This is a genomic window from Guptibacillus spartinae (assembly GCF_028610625.1).
Classification (GTDB): domain Bacteria; phylum Bacillota; class Bacilli; order Bacillales; family Guptibacillaceae; genus Guptibacillus; species Guptibacillus spartinae.
Map to the genome: position 1 here is coordinate 53,730 of NZ_JAQQWU010000013.1, position 16,924 is coordinate 70,653.

General features: G+C 40.7%; 23 protein-coding genes. 8 read left to right on the plus strand and 15 right to left on the minus strand.

The features are described 5' to 3' along the window. Positions 1-84 precede the first annotated feature (84 nt). The 4 genes from PQ511_RS18685 to PQ511_RS18700 form a co-directional block, all read right to left on the minus strand. Positions 85-723: a TetR/AcrR family transcriptional regulator gene (locus tag PQ511_RS18685; RefSeq protein ID WP_273853453.1), complete on the minus strand. Its 639-nt coding sequence runs from the start codon at positions 721-723 to the stop codon at positions 85-87. After that, positions 668-1,942, minus strand: a complete 1,275-nt coding sequence (locus PQ511_RS18690) for an MFS transporter (protein ID WP_273853454.1) — start codon at positions 1,940-1,942, stop codon at positions 668-670. The genes PQ511_RS18685 and PQ511_RS18690 overlap by 56 nt, the downstream gene beginning before the upstream one ends. Positions 1,943-2,066: 124 nt before the next feature. After that, complete coding sequence (locus PQ511_RS18695; RefSeq protein ID WP_273853455.1) at positions 2,067-3,020, minus strand: HAAS signaling domain-containing protein; 954 nt, start codon at positions 3,018-3,020, stop codon at positions 2,067-2,069. Next, entirely contained in the window at positions 3,007-3,351 is a 345-nt protein-coding gene (locus PQ511_RS18700; RefSeq protein ID WP_420541737.1) for a PadR family transcriptional regulator, read from the minus strand. Before PQ511_RS18700 ends, PQ511_RS18695 begins: the two co-directional genes overlap by 14 nt. A gap of 192 nt (positions 3,352-3,543) precedes the next feature. Here PQ511_RS18700 and PQ511_RS18705 point away from each other — a divergent pair, with 192 nt between their 5' ends. Further along, positions 3,544-5,715: a PAS domain-containing sensor histidine kinase gene (locus PQ511_RS18705; RefSeq protein ID WP_273853458.1), complete on the plus strand. Its 2,172-nt coding sequence runs from the start codon at positions 3,544-3,546 to the stop codon at positions 5,713-5,715. Here the strand turns inward: PQ511_RS18705 and PQ511_RS18710 are convergent. Continuing rightward, on the minus strand, positions 5,712-6,542 hold the full coding sequence (locus PQ511_RS18710; RefSeq protein ID WP_273853459.1) for a LysR family transcriptional regulator: 831 nt from the start codon (positions 6,540-6,542) through the stop codon (positions 5,712-5,714). The genes PQ511_RS18705 and PQ511_RS18710 overlap by 4 nt on opposite strands. A 141-nt stretch (positions 6,543-6,683) precedes the next feature. Here PQ511_RS18710 and PQ511_RS18715 point away from each other — a divergent pair, with 141 nt between their 5' ends. The 3 genes from PQ511_RS18715 to PQ511_RS18725 all read left to right on the plus strand — a co-directional run bounded on the left by PQ511_RS18715 (position 6,684) and on the right by PQ511_RS18725 (position 7,809). After that, entirely contained in the window at positions 6,684-7,034 is a 351-nt protein-coding gene (locus tag PQ511_RS18715) for a DMT family transporter (protein ID WP_273853460.1), read from the plus strand. Next, positions 7,031-7,327 carry a DMT family transporter gene (locus PQ511_RS18720; RefSeq protein WP_273853461.1) on the plus strand — a complete coding sequence of 99 codons (297 nt, stop codon included), beginning with the start codon at positions 7,031-7,033 and terminating at the stop codon, positions 7,325-7,327. Before PQ511_RS18715 ends, PQ511_RS18720 begins: the two co-directional genes overlap by 4 nt. Before the next feature lie 83 nt (positions 7,328-7,410). After that, entirely contained in the window at positions 7,411-7,809 is a 399-nt protein-coding gene (locus tag PQ511_RS18725; RefSeq protein ID WP_273853462.1) for a hypothetical protein, read from the plus strand. Between the two features lie 52 nt (positions 7,810-7,861). On the opposite strand, the gene PQ511_RS18730 is transcribed toward PQ511_RS18725, so the two are convergent. Next, positions 7,862-8,383 (minus strand): GNAT family N-acetyltransferase, encoded by a 522-nt coding sequence (locus PQ511_RS18730; RefSeq protein ID WP_273853463.1) that lies wholly within the window; start codon positions 8,381-8,383, stop codon positions 7,862-7,864. Between the two features lie 141 nt (positions 8,384-8,524). Further along, on the minus strand, positions 8,525-8,704 hold the full coding sequence (locus tag PQ511_RS18735) for a hypothetical protein (RefSeq protein ID WP_273853464.1): 180 nt from the start codon (positions 8,702-8,704) through the stop codon (positions 8,525-8,527). A 286-nt stretch (positions 8,705-8,990) separates the two neighbouring features. Here PQ511_RS18735 and PQ511_RS18740 point away from each other — a divergent pair, with 286 nt between their 5' ends. Continuing rightward, positions 8,991-9,341 (plus strand): hypothetical protein, encoded by a 351-nt coding sequence (locus PQ511_RS18740; protein WP_273853465.1) that lies wholly within the window; start codon positions 8,991-8,993, stop codon positions 9,339-9,341. 46 nt (positions 9,342-9,387) lie between these two features. Here PQ511_RS18740 and PQ511_RS18745 read toward each other — a convergent pair whose 3' ends face one another. Genes PQ511_RS18745 through PQ511_RS18755 form a run of 3 tightly spaced genes read right to left on the minus strand, consistent with a single transcriptional unit; the run spans position 9,388 to position 10,208 of the window. Beyond that, complete coding sequence (locus tag PQ511_RS18745) at positions 9,388-9,777, minus strand: DUF2178 domain-containing protein (protein WP_273853466.1); 390 nt, start codon at positions 9,775-9,777, stop codon at positions 9,388-9,390. A 28-nt stretch (positions 9,778-9,805) separates the two neighbouring features. Beyond that, positions 9,806-10,009 (minus strand): hypothetical protein, encoded by a 204-nt coding sequence (locus PQ511_RS18750; protein ID WP_273853467.1) that lies wholly within the window; start codon positions 10,007-10,009, stop codon positions 9,806-9,808. Next, positions 9,996-10,208, minus strand: coding sequence for a helix-turn-helix transcriptional regulator (locus tag PQ511_RS18755; protein ID WP_273853468.1), 213 nt, complete (start codon positions 10,206-10,208; stop codon positions 9,996-9,998). Before PQ511_RS18755 ends, PQ511_RS18750 begins: the two co-directional genes overlap by 14 nt. A gap of 170 nt (positions 10,209-10,378) precedes the next feature. On the opposite strand from PQ511_RS18755, the gene PQ511_RS18760 reads away from it, so the two are divergent. Next, positions 10,379-10,909, plus strand: coding sequence for a hypothetical protein (locus tag PQ511_RS18760; protein WP_273853469.1), 531 nt, complete (start codon positions 10,379-10,381; stop codon positions 10,907-10,909). Positions 10,910-11,319: 410 nt separating this feature from the next. Beyond that, on the plus strand, positions 11,320-11,862 hold the full coding sequence (locus tag PQ511_RS18765) for a hypothetical protein (RefSeq protein ID WP_273853470.1): 543 nt from the start codon (positions 11,320-11,322) through the stop codon (positions 11,860-11,862). Between the two features lie 142 nt (positions 11,863-12,004). On the opposite strand, the gene PQ511_RS18770 is transcribed toward PQ511_RS18765, so the two are convergent. The 5 genes from PQ511_RS18770 to PQ511_RS18790 all read right to left on the minus strand — a co-directional run bounded on the left by PQ511_RS18770 (position 12,005) and on the right by PQ511_RS18790 (position 15,585). Next, on the minus strand, positions 12,005-12,559 hold the full coding sequence (locus PQ511_RS18770; RefSeq protein WP_273853471.1) for a GNAT family N-acetyltransferase: 555 nt from the start codon (positions 12,557-12,559) through the stop codon (positions 12,005-12,007). 46 nt (positions 12,560-12,605) lie between these two features. After that, positions 12,606-13,436 (minus strand): DUF2785 domain-containing protein, encoded by an 831-nt coding sequence (locus tag PQ511_RS18775; protein WP_273853472.1) that lies wholly within the window; start codon positions 13,434-13,436, stop codon positions 12,606-12,608. 66 nt (positions 13,437-13,502) lie between these two features. Continuing rightward, positions 13,503-13,694, minus strand: a complete 192-nt coding sequence (locus PQ511_RS18780) for a hypothetical protein (RefSeq protein ID WP_273853473.1) — start codon at positions 13,692-13,694, stop codon at positions 13,503-13,505. Between the two features lie 123 nt (positions 13,695-13,817). Further along, positions 13,818-14,909, minus strand: coding sequence for a hypothetical protein (locus PQ511_RS18785; RefSeq protein ID WP_273853474.1), 1,092 nt, complete (start codon positions 14,907-14,909; stop codon positions 13,818-13,820). An 85-nt stretch (positions 14,910-14,994) separates the two neighbouring features. Further along, a complete protein-coding gene (locus PQ511_RS18790) occupies positions 14,995-15,585 on the minus strand; it encodes a competence protein ComK (protein WP_273853475.1) in 591 nt (196 codons plus the stop codon). Positions 15,586-15,898: 313 nt separating this feature from the next. On the opposite strand from PQ511_RS18790, the gene PQ511_RS18795 reads away from it, so the two are divergent. Continuing rightward, a complete protein-coding gene (locus PQ511_RS18795; protein WP_273853476.1) occupies positions 15,899-16,882 on the plus strand; it encodes a hypothetical protein in 984 nt (327 codons plus the stop codon). Positions 16,883-16,924: the final 42 nt, after the last annotated feature.

A 16,924-nucleotide genomic window follows, 5' to 3' on the forward strand; every position in this document is an offset into this window, starting at 1 on the left:
AAACATGAAAATGCCAGAACCCTTGATGTGAAAGGAATTATCTATTGAAAAAAATAATCACAAAATCTGATATTATTTTAAAATTTATTTTTTCAGTCTATTTCCCCTTTCCACTTCAAGGGCCATTTTCAAATATTCGACAAATAACAACGACTGTTTTTTCACTTGAATTTCCTCTTCAGGCAAAATAGCATGATCAAGAGCGAGTCCATCTATAAAAGAGACAATCGACCTAGCCATCGTCTTACTGTCATACGTCTTACTAAATTCTCCGCATTCCTGTCCTGCTTTGATTAATTCCTCATACACTTGCAACCCAAGTTGGTATCGGTTCAATCCATACTGACGTCTGCGTTCATCATGACGACCAGTAATAAAAAACTCCAGGTTACTAGGTGCTAACGGATCCAATCGATCATCAGGCTCCATGCTTTCCCCAAACATTCGCTTCATCAAGAGTGGCCAGTAGGAATCAACTTCTTTCTCAAGCAACAGGCCATTATCATCCACCGCTTTTTCCAAACCTTCTTCAAGGATCGCTTCATACAAATCTTCCTTGTTTAAAAAGTATTGATACAAACCACCACGACTAACCCCTGCTGCCTCCATCACATGTTTCATCGTTGTTCGTTCATAACCCATCTCGATAAAAACCTGTTTCGCTGCTTCAAGTATGTTCGCTCGTCGTTTCTCCATGTGTTCCTTGCTGACTTTTGGAGACATCTCTCTTCCTCCACTTCCTTTTGCTTTTTTTCAAAAATCCGGCAACTGATAAAAGAACAAGCAGTGATGCCGTCATCATAAACGTTGGAATAACTCCAATGATCGTCGATAGCCAGCCTCCTAATAATGGGCCAATGATCGTTGCCGTAGTTGTCACACTATTGATCACCCCGAAGACTCTTCCCGTCATTTGAACAGGAGTGTCTACCTGAACAGTAGCTTGAAAAGGTACAAAAACAAAGCTTACTGCAAACCCAGCTAAAACCCCGAACAGTGGACCCCAAACAATAGAAAAACCAATATCATAATACGTAAGTACTGCCATCATACCAAAGCTCAATCCAATTCCACAAACGCCTAACATCATATATGAGAATGCCTGGTAGTTCGTCTTTTTCGCTAAAATCATCCCCGATAAGAACATCCCGATCCCGGATGAAGCTACTAAATAACCAAATAAATCTGGAGAAACATCGGTTAATTGCCTTAACAGCACAATGAGCTGCGAATCTGAGAGCTGGACAATCAGTAAACTTATCCCTAGAAAAAACAGCCCTACGAGCAGTTGGGCATTTGATTTAACATAAGTCACACCTTGCGAAAATTCTTTTACAAACGATGGTTTATCATTTTCTCCAGTCATTGGATTAGTAGTTGAAAGGGCACTTGGCAGGAAAACGATGAGTAAGGCAGACAGAAGAAACGTTCCAGAGTCAATCATAAATACTAATTGTGATCCTAATATTGAAACCAGGATACCACTAAGTAAGGGTCCAATTACCTTCGTACTAGAATCGATCATCGATGTGATAGCCATTGCACTTTTCATATTCGAATCAGTCACAAGCTCTTTTAGCTTTCCGTTCTTTGCTGGAATGAAGATAGCCGAAAAAGCACCAACAGTAAATAAACACACATATACGATTAAAAGCGAATCGGCTACCGTTAGGAAGAGAATCAGCCCTGCCCGGACAAGATCAGAGGTAATCATGAGTGCTTTTCGACTCATGCGATCGGCTACTGTTCCAGCAACTGGCCCAAATAACGCCATCGGAAGGGCTAAGCACAAGATGATCAATGACACTTCCATTGGGGAAGCGTCCCATTTTAATCCGACGAGCGTAATCACTGCCACAATACTTAACCAATCCCCAATACTTGAAATCGTCTGAGCAATCATTAGTGTTACGTATCCTTTGTTTTTCACTAATGCGTTCATAGTGCTCACTCCTTTATCGACATCACTGTCGTTTTGTCACCTTCATTATAACGACACTATTGTCGTTTTTCAACTATTTTTAAACAAAAGAAAAAGACTACCACTAGGGCAGCCTTCACTTCTATTACAATTTCGCTTTCCAAAACCCTTTGCCAATATCGATCGCCGCACTGATGACAAAAAAGAGTCCAACCGCTGCTAATAGAGCATTTTGAAGCGTTTCTGAGAGGGATAAGAACTTCGTGAAATCGTCATGGATGAGGCGTTCATTCAAAAGCATCATGACAACCACAGCGGTTGCGAATACATGATGAACTGCGTTCGCGATAGCTAACCGCTGCGTCCAGTAACCGACAAGTATCTTATACAGTGCAAGCAATACAGCAGTTAGAAGAGCTAAACTTACAAGGGGCCAATAAGAAAGAAGCACATCATTGTTAAAAAACGGCACATCGAGTGTTCCATTTCTTATGATGCCAAGCAAATGCTCAGCATTATAATAAAGCGTTGCCCATACCGCCGCAAAGAGAAGATCGCTGAACAGCTCAAACTTGGAAATTTTCTTTTTCTTCGGCGGGGGTGTCATTTTCAATAATTCATCTGCTGACCACGTAGAACAACTTTCCGTTACCTTCAAATTGGTTCGCTCTAAGACAGCAAACACAAGCGTAATCCAGAATAGCGTTTGGATGAAGGTGTTCCACAAACCGCTAATCGCATCCCCTAGTAAATGAAAGAAGACAGCTCCAATCGTTTCTGTGCCAGTGTAATCAATGACGTTAGCCGTCATAAACAGGATAAAGGTGACGGTCAAGGCAATCGGCATGACAATTTTCAATAACTTCACGTAGTGCTCAAAATACTGTGGCCCAATTAAGTGCATCGGCCAATCTCGGAAGCCATTCGCCATCTGTACTGGACTCCCTAGCTCATTAAGTACGCTTTTCACGTCCTCTTCGGATGGATTCTCTGGCAGCATATCCCCAATCGTTGATCTTAACTCGAGGGCGATATCCTCTCGATTGGATTCAGGAAGCCGTCTTGTTACCTCCCCAATATATGTCTCAATCAGATTCACGCTCTTCCTCCCCTTTCAATAATGAACCTAATTCGCTTGTCGTTTTCTCCCACTCCGCTTTCAGCTGTTCAAAGATCTCACGGCCATACTCGCTTAAAACGTAATACTTTCGCGGTCTGTTTTCTGTTGTATCCCAACTGCTCGTAACAAGCTCTTGCTTTTCTAGCCTACGTAGAAGGGGATACAGCGTGCTCTGTTCAATGGAAATTCCTGACTTCTCTAGTGATTGAACAAGAGAATAACCATATTGAGGCGACCTTAGCTGACTGAGAACCGCAAGTGTTAACGTCCCTCTTCTAAGCTCAGTTACCAATGAATTTAACAGCGTCACAACTTCACCAACCTTCATACTGTATGTCGTACACTATTTATACTATGTATCATACAGTATTATGTGCGAAACAGCAATGTGGATTTTATAATAGTTGTAAAAAGGAGAGGGGGTCAGGTACGTACCTGACCCCCCTCTCCTTTTCGTTTGTTATAATAGACAAATAGTACAGGAGATCTGGAGGGTACTTTTATGATGACAGCTTCCTTTTTTGCTCATTACGATGCGATTCCCTTGCCCCTCATCGTCATTAATCGGAATGGCGGCATTGTCCATCGTAATGAATACGCAATTTCTAGATTTTCATCTTATGAACAGATGGATTTCATACAGTCTTACGAAAGCATATTAAGGATAAAAGAGAACGAACTAGCCCCCTATTTAAATCAAACATTTTCTGTGAAGCCTGGAGAATTTCTTTCCATTCCGCTTCCTCATACAAAGGAAATGGTTCGCCTCTCCCCTATTAATGACGATCTACTCACATTCCTGATCGTTGAAGATAAGGAAGCGATTTTTAAAGAAAGCCAGCAGTACAGCAATGACGAAACGCCACCTCTAGATGAAGAGTCTGAAGAGCTTAAGCAACAAATTCATTCGTTAATTGACGAGAATCCAGACGGAATCGCTTTTATCAATGAACGCTTACACTTAAAGCTCGTTAATCAATCACTTTATCAGATACTCGGTTACTCTCTTGATGACTTACGCAACACCCCTACACAAGCCATTGACGAACAGGCGATTCAAACGATTGGAAGACACTTTGAATTAGCTCTCCATGGTGACCAGCGTCCCTACGAAATTGAAGCATGTGACGTTCGAGGTAAGAAGGTTCACCTTCTTATTAAAACCATTCCCATTCATACAAATGGACATTTTCGCGGTGCTTATAAAATTGTAAAAGACGTTACTGAATTTAAAAACGCTCAAATTGATGCCATTGATCAAGCCGAGCAATTACGCTCGCTCATTGACTCCATTCCTGAATTTATTATTTTTAAAGATGAGAATTCTAGAATTATCGAAATGAATGCTTACGCGAAACGGATATTCGGTATTGAGGAAGGAAAATACAAAGGGAAAACATGCGAAGAGTTAAATTGCAGTAGTATGGATGCTTCCTATCTCCTAAAAAACAATGCCAGAACGGATACCGTGGCGTGGGAAGAAAAAAGGAAAGTTGAATATGAGTATGAACTCGAACTGGTATGTGGCGAATTAGGGACATTTGAAATCATTAAATTCCCTACCTTTCACCCCAGTGGACAGCGAAAATACCTTATTGCGATTGGTCGTGATATTTCAGAGCGTCGGAAAGTAGAAAAGGAGCTTATTGAAACGCAGGAGCTCATCGAATCTATTTTTACTACGAATGCTGATGCAATTTCCGTCACTAACCTGGAAAAAGAAATCATTCAAGTCAATCCAGCTTTTAAAGAGCTTTATGGCTACACGGAAGAAGAGACGATTACCCATTTACATGCCATCTATCCAGACCAGAACGAAAACGAATCGAGTCTAATCATTCAATCTGTTCTGAACGGTGAGGGTGTCGTTGATTTTGAAACGGTCAGAAAGAAAAAGGACGGCACATTGATTGACGTAAGCGTTACCTATTCTCCCATTAAAGATCACGCAGGCAATGTGACCGCTATGTCCGCAATCACAAGAGATATCCGTGATCGCAAGAAAACGGAAGAGCTTCTTCTACGTTCAGAAAAACTTTCCGCGATCGGTCAGCTTGCAGCTGCTGTTGCGCATGAAGTTCGTAACCCACTAACCTCTGTAAAAGGGTTCATTCAGCTCTACAAAGACCGGATTAATGATGAAATTCTTGAACTCATGCTCTCTGAAATGGATCGCATCGAATCGATTATTAATGAATTTTTATCGCTTGCAAGACCACAAGCGGTCACCTATCAAAAAATCGATATTATGGCCTTAACTCGGAATGTCGTTTCACTCATGAATCCAGAACTGTTATTAAATAAAATTGAAGTTCAAACCGCTTTTCATATCCCTTCGCTTATGATGGACTGTGAAAAAAATCAGATTACTCAGGTGCTTATGAACGTCATCAAAAATGGGATTGAAGCGATGCCAGACGGTGGGCCTCTATCCATCACAACGTGCCACTCGAATACTCATCTTTTTATCGAGATCGCAGATAAAGGAGTCGGCATTCCAGAAGAACGATTGGAGAGGCTCGGTGAACCATTTTTCTCGAATAAAGATACAGGAACCGGACTTGGCCTTGTCGTTTGTTATAAAATTATTCATGAACATCACGGCACCATTCATTTTAATAGCACAGTCGGTGAAGGAACTGTCGTAACGATCACCCTACCTCTTGATCGTTAACTCCGTTTAAAGGATTCAGATAATAACTGAAGAAGATCAGAACGATTTGCATGGAGGTACATCTCTCTCTGTAACGGCTCTCCTTTTAACGGAAGAAAGGTGACTCCCTTCTGTTCAATCGCATCCGCCATCATTTTGGGGAGATAAGCAATGCCAATACCAAGCGCTACAAGTCCTCCCATCCCGAGATAATGGGTTTCCAACACATCACTTTCAACCATACGCTCGGTCAATATCCCTCTTACCTGCTCAGAAAGATAGCCGGTAGGAGGGAGTATTTGTGTATAACGAAAGCATTCTTCTAAAGTTAATTCTTTCTTTTCTGCTAGTGCAAGCGAGATAGGAACCGCAGCCACAAATGGTTCTGAAAACAAAAAAGTAGAATACATCCCTTCGATCACAGGTGTATTTTGAACAATCGCAGCGTCAATTTCATGTGAGGTTAACAGCGGCACCAAGTCAAGGCTATCTTCGCGAATCGCCGTCACATGGACATTCGAATAGTGAAGCTGTTTGTAAAAGCTTGGCAAAAAGTATGTACTTAAGATTGGTGTCGACCCAAACCGGATCTGCTCATATTTTTTATAACGGTCAACCGTTTGATTAATTTGCGAAAAAAGAGGCTTCACATCTTCGTAAAACGCTTTTCCTTTCATCGTTAATTCGACCCCTCTAACAGATCGATTAAACAAGGAAAAACCGAGCTCTTCTTCAAGTTTCTTCATTTGTTTGCTTAGCGCTGGCTGTGAAACATAGAGTGCTTTTGCGGCCCGAGTGAAGCTGCGCTCATCTGCGATTTTAATAAAGTATGTTAATGGTTGAAGCATTCGATCGAACCTCCTCCATCTTTTCATTCTTTTTATAGTATAACCTGAAGTTATAGATTGATCATTTTTTGATATTACCACCCCTTCTTCCTCACGCGTTATGCTAACAATACAGAAACAAGCAAGAACAGGAGGCATACGATGAAAAACGTTTATTTATGGCTCGGCATTGCTATTCTATTTGAAGTGATCGGAGCGACGTTCATGAAATACACGGAAGGATTTAGCCATTTGGGGCCAACCCTTATTGTAATCTTCAGTTATGTCCTTGCCATCGTCTTTTATATTTTGCTCACGAAAGATCATGATCTAGGAATTATTAACGCTCTCTGGTCAGGAGGCGGTACGGTGATCATTGCCGTTGCTGGCATTCTCCTCTTTCACGAATCTACTTCATTTATAAAACTACTAGCCATTACGCTAATTGTCCTTGGGATCGTTGGTTTAAATACTAAGTCTCGCAATATGAAAAAAGGAGAAAATGTCTCATGATTTACCTTACCCTCGCTCTAGTGTTTTCTATTATAGGAAGTGTCTCGGTTAAACGTTCAGCTGGTTTTACAAAGAAAATACCAGGCATAACTGCCTTTTTTCTTTTCGGTCTATGTATCTATTTTCTCACTCTATCTGTCCAATCAATTGAAATCGGCCTTGCCTACGCCATTTGGTCCGGAGGCTCCATTGCCGGCACTACGCTTGCTGGCATCCTCTTATTCAATGAAAAAGCGACAAGAAGGAAAATTTTCTCCATTGCGGTGATACTGATTGGTGTTATCCTTTTATAGGTCTTAAGTAGGTGGGGGGCAGGCACGTGCCTGACCCCCATATGCTATAATCTTCTTACCACTAATCAAGCGAGGTGCTCCATTTGCGTAAACCCCTCACCCTTTTACTTTTGTTTTTACTCTTAAGCTGCCAAAATCAACATTTTCAGGTGAATGATCAAGTTACGCAGATTAACGTCATCCAAGTGAGTGATCGCTCCCCTTCCCTCAACCAATATGAAAGGGAAGGAAAAATTATAAAAGAAATCACCTCTCAGAAAAAAATCGATCACATACGTAACGCTCTCGCAAAAACAGATGCTGAGAGTACTGAAAATGTCGATCTTGCTCTTCCTTCTTACAAAATACACTTTTTAATCGAGAATAAAATCGTGCAAACTCTCGGCTATTATCCACAAAATGAAAACCAACAAGCCGCTTTTCTCTCAGTAGAAAAAGAGCGCATCTATCTTCTTTCCAGCTCCCTCTCGCTTCTTCCCTGAACATAAAAAGGGCTGTTTAACCGAAAGACGGTTACACACCCCTTATTTCCATCTATAAATATTTTTCCATTCGAATATCCGCCCAAAATCTACCTTGCCAGTATGTGAAATCTTCCAATCTCCCAATCTCTTCATAGCCAAGCTTTTGGTAAAGTTTATAGGCTTTCGTATTAAATTCAAATACGCCGAGCTCAATGCGGTTAAAGCCCTGCTGGTAGATATGTTCTTCTAAATATTGAATCGCTTCAAAGCCAATCCCCTTGCCCCGGCCTTCAGGTTCACCGATTGTAATCCCAATCCACGCCGTTCCAGGTTCTTGCTTAAAGAGATGAGGAGGGTCCACCATGTAATTCATTTCCCCTATGATTTCTTCATTGACAAGAATTTGAAAAATCTCCTGATACTCCAATCGTTCTCTTACTCGATCAAGTGTGATGGTTTCACGTTGTTCGAACTCTTCCTGATTTTTATTTGGGCGAATAAGCGGGATCAATTCCCGATCATTTTCCCAACGGTTCAAGACGTCAACAAATTGAGCAGTTGGTTTCGTTAACTGTACGATCTCTGTTTTCACATGGTGCTCCTTTCAACTTAGCAAGACTAATATGTAATGGAACCTCTCTTCATTTTACCACTTCTGTACCAAAAGTTCCGATTTCTTTTTTGTCGCTGTAACGGTTGGAACTTCTATCGTTGAAGCGATTCCTTTACCAGCCTATTCTCCCCCTCCACAGCTGCCACCATCGCCACCGCCGAAATCTGAACTATGGTGTCCTCCACTGTAGTAGCTTGAATGATCCGTTGCTCCGCCTGATCGACGATTGGATGAATTTGAATTGGTCATGCCGAGAGCAATAAAGACGATGACTAAGAAAATGACTAACAATGCTTCCATGTTCCTCTCCCCCTTTTTTATCTTATACGTTTCCCGGCCTCAGAAAGTTTCAACTTTGCAATTACTTCTATAATGAAAGATGCCGGTGGGTCTTACCGGACCTTTTGAAACAAGTGAGTCAATACGGATAAATTGAGACAGCCCTTGTAAAGCAAGAAGTGGGACGTTACCTGTAAAACAATCCTTCTTTTTATAGAATGATGGATCCATAAAATATGTTGTGTTTTTAACAAGTCAATTTAGGGAAAGAGTACTTTATCAAACTTGCCCTGTAGGAGGAAATACGATGAATAACGAACCGAAAGCAAGCTACCATATTACGAACTTCAATGATTTTAATGAGGTATGTCTCGAAAACGGAGAGCTGAATTTTCCTGAATACGAAAAAATTATGCAAGACTATTTGTTAAGCCAACCGAGAGAAACGATGGTATTCCAGGAATGCTGGATTGAGGATAAAGAAGCGGAAATCGGCGAAGTGAGAACCGTTCAAGTGAACTTTCTTGATCATAAAACAGAGAACTACATTCGTCTCTGGGGCGCGAAAAAGAATGATGATAACCAGGTGCTCAAAATGAAAGTAGACGCCATTGATATCGAAACAAAAGAAGTGGTTTACGAACGCGAATTAGCTTAGGAAGAGCATCAGCGACCGTCTTAATCGACTGTCGCTGTTTTTTCTACTATCGATATTTTTTCGCGTAGAGAAACTCCGTAATCGGCAGCGTAACAAAGGTCAGACAAACGACAAGAAGTAGCGGGAAATTTTCAATATCATTTAAATTGCCTACTCCTTCAGAGATAAATAGGATAAGTCCTGAACCAATCATAAGAACAAAATAGCTCACCTTAGCACTTTTCAGAGTAATGTGCTCCTCTCGCTCATCCTTTGCTTCATTCCCCTCCGGATTTCCCCATGTTAACGTATTGAAAAAATACGATAATGCTAGAAAACTAAAAAAGATCGAACCTCCATCAATTCGATCAAACTGAATCCAGCGATAGACCGTCACTCCAATCAGAATCATTGTGACAAAAAGAACAATGAGTTGAATCAGGTTCCTTGATTGCATTATGGCTTCCCCTCTCTATTATCATCACTTACTGCGTTTTCTTATATAATACGGATCTCGAGATCCAGAACACAGCCGTCCCTATTAATAGAATCGTCATGGGAAAACCTGTCTCACCTGTTTGAATAAGGTGTATGACTGCCCATATTAATAAAGCAGCGGTATAAAACACAAAGGCATTTCGCGCAGATTTTAGGTTATGATCCTTTTCCATTTCATCAGCTTTTCTCATTGATATCCCCCTCAAAGATAAATAATTGATCTACACTCGTTTGTAAGTTCTTAGCCAATTTAAAGGCGAGCGCTAACGTTGGATCGTATTTATCATTTTCGATCGCATTAATCGTTTGCCGCGTGACCCCACACCTTTTCGCAAGTTCTTCTTGAGAGAAACGAAGTTCTTTTCTCATCGAGCGAATCGTATTTTTCATTCGCAACCCCTCTTCATATGTAAAAAACCTTTTACTTTTCCATTATAAGGGAACGGAATAAAAACGTCAAAAACTTTTTACATTCTAATATGAAGTACACTAACAAATGGTAGCGAAACTGAAACTTATGAACAATTCTCTCGTAGTACATAGGAGAGGAGTTGTTTTATATGAAAATACGAGTGATCGGAATAGTTAGTTTGATTTTGATGCTTGCCGCGTGTAGCGGGCAAGCGGAATCGCCTAAAGAAAATCAGTTAGACGCTTTAACAGAGGATTATCCAGAAGTGCAGACGGAGCTTGAAAAGTTATCAGATGGCTTTAGAGGGGAAATAACCGTTCCAGATATGGAGACGATTCCACTCTCTGTGAGCTCTGTCGAGGCGGCAGCTGATACGAAATTTGAACCGAACGGATTTGATGTTTATTATGCAGAAGATGAAAACCGTTTGAACGTGTTGGTGAAAGATCAAAAGGAAATGAATGCTACACTCGAGGAAACCAATCAGGAGCTCGATCACGAGGTTAAAGGCATGTTCTCAGAAGCGGAAGATGGGCACATGTTAACCTTAATGTGGATCAGTCAAAATGAAAATGCCCTTTATAAACTAGTTGGGTTTTCACCATCGGGAGAAGAAGCCGCATTTACGAAAGAAGATATGGTGGAAATAGCGAATTCGATCATTCAACAGAGACAGTAGGGTGTGAATGAGTACTTCCTGTGATACTACAAGAAGGAGGGTTAGAAAATGGGACTTTTCATCGCGATGCTTACGATCCTATCATCAGCTGGTTTTCTTTATTATATGGGCAAATCAGGCTATTCGTGGAAAATGGATGAGGAAGATGATTCGAAGTAAGCTTATCTAAGTACAGACCACTTATTCGAGATTCGGATAAGTGGTTTTTATTGCTTTCGTGTAGGGACCCACTACACCAAAATTCAAAAGAACAGCTACATGATTTGTGCTAAACATCACTAATTGGATAAATGTGTTAAAATAACTTCATCTCTAAAAACACTCTTCAGAAGCGCTTAAAATTCCAATAAAAAAGGAATATAAGAATAAATTGAAACACTTATTGCTCACTAAAAGAAACGAGGGATCTTATGTTTAAAGGAAATAGCTTGGTTCTTGTCTTTTCCATTCTCATGCTCATCTTTCTCATTTTTCTATCTGACATACCTCCTCTTGTTCAAGTGCTTCTGTCACTATTAGCCATCGCCTTCTTATTTCCTGATTTTCGCGATAAAGTGCTTAAGCATAAGATGAGAAAAGTTCGAGTCGCTTTGCTTACATCAACCACATTTTCAATTGGATTACTATTCTCTTCACTTCCCATGGTTGGCGCAGAAGCCTTCTCATTTTTGACATTCATTTCTTTCCTAGTTGTCTTGCTTTATAGCCTGCTTGGAAATCTCGTAATTGGCCTCCCTGTTTCAATCTTAGCAGACTATCTTTCTGAGAAAACGAACCGTTTTCGTGTCGTCGTCTCTGCTATCATTCATCTCGGATTCGGCTTCGCAACCTTCTTCATTGCCCAGGGCTTATTTCTTGGCGCAAGCATTTGCTCTGCCCTTTTCTTTATTTGGGATGAGGTAACGAGGAGAAAGGTTGAGAAGAAAGAACGTGCGATGACTTCGTCGTTTTAAGAATTATTCATTCACCCACCAAAGGCACAGATAAAAAAGAAATAAAGACAACCAGAAACTGACCAGCCAAAATGCTTGAGCTAAGCGGAATCATTCGATCAATGCTGGTAATGATAATGGCACGAAAACGACTTCTTTCATCCTAGTGAAAATGCATATCTTCCTTAAAGATTTGATAAATTTTTTTATTTTTCGTAACAGATAAAAGCCTTCCACCGTTCGCTACGACTAATTGATTAGAACGGATATTTTCAATCCCCACCCCTATTTGAATAGGATGAATGCTCATTGACAAACATTCCTTAAGAAGCAGCTTCAAAAATGTGTGACCATAACCTTTTCCTCGATGGGATTTTCCCAATGCATACCCAATGTGACCGCTATTTTTAGACAGATTTTCATTTAAAGCATGCCGGATTCTTCCGTAGCCTATTGGTGTATCGGCTCTATATAACCAGAATGTCGTCTGTGGCACCATCCAAGATTCAAGTTCTCTTCCTTTCGAAAAATTCTCGTTCCGTTCCAGCCAGTTTTTGAATTCTTGATAGGTAAGCAAAGAAACCTCATTTCGAAACCCATTGTCATGACCTTCAATTTCCTGCAACATTTCATAGACTTCTAATCCGTCAGTTGTTGAAAGTTTTTTCAAATAGAGTTCCTGCTCTTCCGTTCCGTCATTCTCTCTATTACACTCCACGACCTACCACTCCATCTTTTTATTTGTCATCAACCAAGGTTAAAGCTTACTCTCCTATATAAATTTTTCTCGTCCAGCGCTCGACAATCTCTTCTATGATACCTCTCGCCTCTGCACATTCATTCGTAATAAGTAACCGAAAATAACAACTTTTTAAAAAAACAAGCACATTCCTCTTCTTATGAAAGCTTCCCACACAATAACCATTCTCTTCAAAAAGGGAGGCAAGTCTTTGATGAAGTTCGTTTAGCCATTGGCTCAACCGCTCCTCCTTCATCCCCTTATTCAAAAGCGCCTCTATTACAAACAAAAGACGTTCATCCTCATCATCAACATAATCAGCTTCTTTAAACAGACAGGCTTCTAGCACATCCAGACATTCCGCCATGCTCTCCATACGAAAGACTGGATGTTTCACGGCTTCAGTTAGTGCGTCAGCACCATGCGCCATGCTGTGGGCCCATCCCTTTCCTTCAACAAATCCACGCGTATCTTTCTCTTCTCTTATATAACGGAAACAGGCGTTTATTGTGTCGTTTACTTGCTCGTCTTGCAGAAAATGTGTTTCTCGATCTTTTTCCAAAAGAAGAGCGATAACAAGTACAGAGAAAGATCGTGTAAACACCGCGTCTGTTCCTTTTTCACCAATATGATAGAACAGATGGTTTTCATTGAGGCAAGTTGATAGCAGTCTGGTAAGCTGACTTTCTGATAAATGATTTTCCATAACAAGCTTTCCAAAGGTTGTATAAATAAGTTCATCCCGTAACACGGGATCTGTACTTCCAATTTGAAGAGTCATTTCTTCTATTAAAGCATCTAAATTAACTGAAGAATGGTTTAGATCGATTTGTTCTAATTCAAGCTTCAAATTCAAAATAGGTTGTCATCCTTTCCGATTTAACAGAAAAACTGCGCCTCAACGCAGTCTTAAACGTCTCACTTATTTACGATCTTTTTTGGTCTCAGCACTTTGGGAGCTGCCAGTAAACGGATTTATTTCATAGGTTAAGTCTCGTCCGGCCTTTTCTTCTTCCTTTGCGATTCGTTTTCCTAAAGACGCATAGTACCAGCCCCAGGCAATGAGGGACAACAAACCACCAACGGTTGTGATCCAGAAAGCGGCATCTTCCATCGATCCACCTCCAGTCAGATACTCGTATTTTAACTACTTCTAGTATGCTCCCTTTTAAACCTTCAATTTATTGGAAAGAAGGTAAGAGGGGCCAGGCACCTACCTGCTCCCAGCTCTAATCTCCTATCCTATTTTGCTCAATAAAAACCCTCTCACTTCCGATAAATCGCCTGATTGAAAAACAGCGTTTCTCGGATCAAAGAGAACACGATCCTCTACTTTTTCATACTCTTTCTCAGGGATGCCTTTAAAGAAATACTTCCAACGCTTTGTTCTGACCATTTTTTTCACTTCTTCGGCAAGGTTCTCTTGATTTCCACGCATTACTACGATACATAGAGATTCACTAACTTCTCCAGGAAATACATCGAGCAAACCCTCTTCATCGAAATCCTCCATTGTCTCTTTTTTCACCGGAAAAACATTAATAAATTCTCCTAATTCATCAGTTATAGTGATCATCTCTTCATCTGTTAATTTGTCATTTTTGATAACAGCAAAACTATAGTGATGATGGATCTTTCGTTCTTTTTTACGCTTACCAAAGTCTGGGTAAACCTTACGAACGATGTCGTGGTTGGTTTTTGTAAAGCGATAATGATGATAGTTCCCTATTAAAAACAACGTAAAGATCGAAATTAAACAAAGGAGTCCTATCATAAAAAAAATCTCCATCACTTCCGTAGTAGCAATCAAATTCTCTACCTGAGTGATTGCTATAATTATTGCTAACGAGCCCAACATACTGATACCGCTTTGATGGTGAGGATGTTGTCTTTTTCGTTTATATTTACCAATACGAATTTGATAACGTGTATAGTAATAAAAAAACGTGATGAAAAGTAGGAGAAGAAGCAGTCCGAGAATAAAAGCAGAATTTCCTTGAATGCCCATATTAATATACAATAATTTTTCACTACCTAGCCAATAGTGATAAGCACTCACAATTGAAATAGCGCCAACTAAGAGATCAGTTCCCGCTTCCAATTTATAAGGCGCGAATACATAAGCAATCATCCACACATTCATTACGATCGCGGGCACAAGCGCAGCTACAAAGAATGTGATAGAAAACGGTCCTATGAGGTAGGGAAAGAAACCTATAAAATCAATTAAAATGAAAACCATAAAAAAGATAGTAACCTGATTTTCTTCCGGTGTTCTAAATCGTAAATACGCTAACATCTCTTTATCAGCTATTTCTTGTTTGGCCATCCGCCCTCCACCTTCCAATAAAAACCTATTATTCTATAGTTTAACAGAAAAAGGGGTCAGGCACGTGCCTGACCCCTTCTACTCTCTAACAATAAACCGGATTATTCGAATAGTGACTCACCCAGCGCCCCGTGCGCTCCATTTGTTTTTGAAGTCTTCCTTTCGAAACCGGTACGATTAATTCAAAGCCATCCTGAAACAATATCTTTGTCGAATTCTTTGTCATAGCATACGCGTCCCTTACGTGCTGATAGAAGACCCAGCAGCATTCAAGGCTCTCAGGTGACTCGGTTGGAAACACCGAAATGCCATTCCACGTAGAAACAATAATCGGCGTTTGCTGCTCATATTTCAAATGATAGATCACTGCTTTTCGTCGCCCTTCATACGTCACACCTGCTTCAAGACACGCCTGGCGAATGAGATCTACTGGGGTCGTCTTCGATAAATAGGTACCCGTTCGGTCATAAATCCTTGAACTGAAACCAATTTCCTTCGCCACTACAATCGCCCGAGTCATTTTACTAATTTCATAGTCATTCATTATCGTTTCATCATTAACCATGACCGCTTTTCCCTTCCATCCCACTTTCGGGTATAAGATTCCATCGTCTTCTCCATTTCGGTTCCCCTGCGCTCGATTACAGGGTATACTAAGAATATTGTTGGTTTGCACGCCAACAACTGCCCCAGAATGCGTCCACCACGACGAAACATTCTGGGGCTTTTATGTATGCCATTCACTTTCTTCATCACCACCTTTCCTCAACCGACATCTTCTAAATATTTCCACCCTTCATCTTGATTATAATGAATGTTCCGAAATATTCAAATACTTTTTTAGTAGATAATACCCAGTAGTGCCTGTCACTCCCCGGTTTATGTAACATCCTGTCGAATCACCTTCTCTCGGCGTATCTACCTGTTTAGCATTGGCTTTTATGGGTATAAAAGGAAAAGACAATAAAAGAGAATGTGAGGTTAGTCGAATGAGAAAATACCTATTGATCGTAATGGTATGCGGATTATTAGCGGCCTGTAGCGGGAATGGAAATGCGAGCCAAAATGAAGGCGCAGAAGCGGCTAGTTCAGAAAACAATGCAACTGCCACTTCTAGCAATGTGAATGACAGTGATCCCAAAGAGAAAGAAAAAGCAACAAAAGAAGACAGTCTACAAGATGAGCCGCAGAAAGATTCTAAACCTGCCGAAACCAATTCAGAAATTCCCACCACGGATACTACCTCACAGAAGAACAATTTAACTGATACAGAGAAAGAGCTTCTTAGAATCCCTACCGTTTCAATTGAAACACCTTATGGAGAAGATGGAAATATGGAATACGAGCACACTCAAAAAGAAATAGTCGAAGAATACATGGATGAAGATGGACGCATTTACTTCGCGTTAGATGAGAAACCGATTCGAACCATTGTCAGTGGAGAAAATGAAAACATGCGCAACATTACAAATTATGGTGATGCGTTTATCGGAATCGTAGAAGAGGAAGCCTACGAGCTTACCGATCAGAAGCAGATTGAGGAAGCGTACCAGTTAATTCTTAGCGCCACTCCAGCACAACTACAGGGGCAAGAGCTCGATTACCGCTCTTATGAAGAAGCGACGAATTTAGAAAGAGGCATTACAAAGATGACGTACCTGATCGCCCCAACGCTCAATGATCTCGATTATATCGTCCAAAATCAGGCCTATGATCATGAAGCACTCCCTATCCTTTTAGAAGAATTAGAAAGTCTTGGTTCTCCAACACTGCTTCCACCAGCCCCGCAAACAGCCATGGACCTTCAGCTTTTTGAAAACATGCAGGCTGTCCAGGGAATGTGGGGACAACTTGGCCAGTTTGAAAACCCTAAAGCAAATCGAGCAGAATTTGAACAACTTTACTTTCAAGTACGCAAAGAAACGCTCAATCTCATGGCACGCGTCAATTATACGCTCAGTGAGGAAATATAATCGAAAATCAAAACAGACCTACTCTCACAAGAGAATAGGTCT

Excerpts from the sequence above, each read along its gene's own strand:
- PQ511_RS18685 (WP_273853453.1), bottom strand. The coding sequence starts at position 723 with ATGTCTCCAAAAGTCAGCAAGGAACACATGGAGAAACGACGAGCGAAC.
- PQ511_RS18690 (WP_273853454.1), bottom strand. The coding sequence starts at position 1,942 with ATGAACGCATTAGTGAAAAACAAAGGATACGTAACACTAATGATTGCT.
- PQ511_RS18705 (WP_273853458.1), top strand. The coding sequence starts at position 3,544 with ATGATGACAGCTTCCTTTTTTGCTCATTACGATGCGATTCCCTTGCCC.
- PQ511_RS18710 (WP_273853459.1), bottom strand. The coding sequence starts at position 6,542 with ATGCTTCAACCATTAACATACTTTATTAAAATCGCAGATGAGCGCAGC.
- PQ511_RS18715 (WP_273853460.1), top strand. The coding sequence starts at position 6,684 with ATGAAAAACGTTTATTTATGGCTCGGCATTGCTATTCTATTTGAAGTG.
- PQ511_RS18720 (WP_273853461.1), top strand. The coding sequence starts at position 7,031 with ATGATTTACCTTACCCTCGCTCTAGTGTTTTCTATTATAGGAAGTGTC.
- PQ511_RS18735 (WP_273853464.1), bottom strand. The coding sequence starts at position 8,704 with ATGGAAGCATTGTTAGTCATTTTCTTAGTCATCGTCTTTATTGCTCTC.
- PQ511_RS18740 (WP_273853465.1), top strand. The coding sequence starts at position 8,991 with ATGAATAACGAACCGAAAGCAAGCTACCATATTACGAACTTCAATGAT.
- PQ511_RS18745 (WP_273853466.1), bottom strand. The coding sequence starts at position 9,777 with ATGCAATCAAGGAACCTGATTCAACTCATTGTTCTTTTTGTCACAATG.
- PQ511_RS18750 (WP_273853467.1), bottom strand. The coding sequence starts at position 10,009 with ATGAGAAAAGCTGATGAAATGGAAAAGGATCATAACCTAAAATCTGCG.
- PQ511_RS18755 (WP_273853468.1), bottom strand. The coding sequence starts at position 10,208 with ATGAAAAATACGATTCGCTCGATGAGAAAAGAACTTCGTTTCTCTCAA.
- PQ511_RS18760 (WP_273853469.1), top strand. The coding sequence starts at position 10,379 with ATGAAAATACGAGTGATCGGAATAGTTAGTTTGATTTTGATGCTTGCC.
- PQ511_RS18765 (WP_273853470.1), top strand. The coding sequence starts at position 11,320 with ATGTTTAAAGGAAATAGCTTGGTTCTTGTCTTTTCCATTCTCATGCTC.
- PQ511_RS18780 (WP_273853473.1), bottom strand. The coding sequence starts at position 13,694 with ATGGAAGATGCCGCTTTCTGGATCACAACCGTTGGTGGTTTGTTGTCC.
- PQ511_RS18785 (WP_273853474.1), bottom strand. The coding sequence starts at position 14,909 with ATGGCCAAACAAGAAATAGCTGATAAAGAGATGTTAGCGTATTTACGA.
- PQ511_RS18795 (WP_273853476.1), top strand. The coding sequence starts at position 15,899 with ATGAGAAAATACCTATTGATCGTAATGGTATGCGGATTATTAGCGGCC.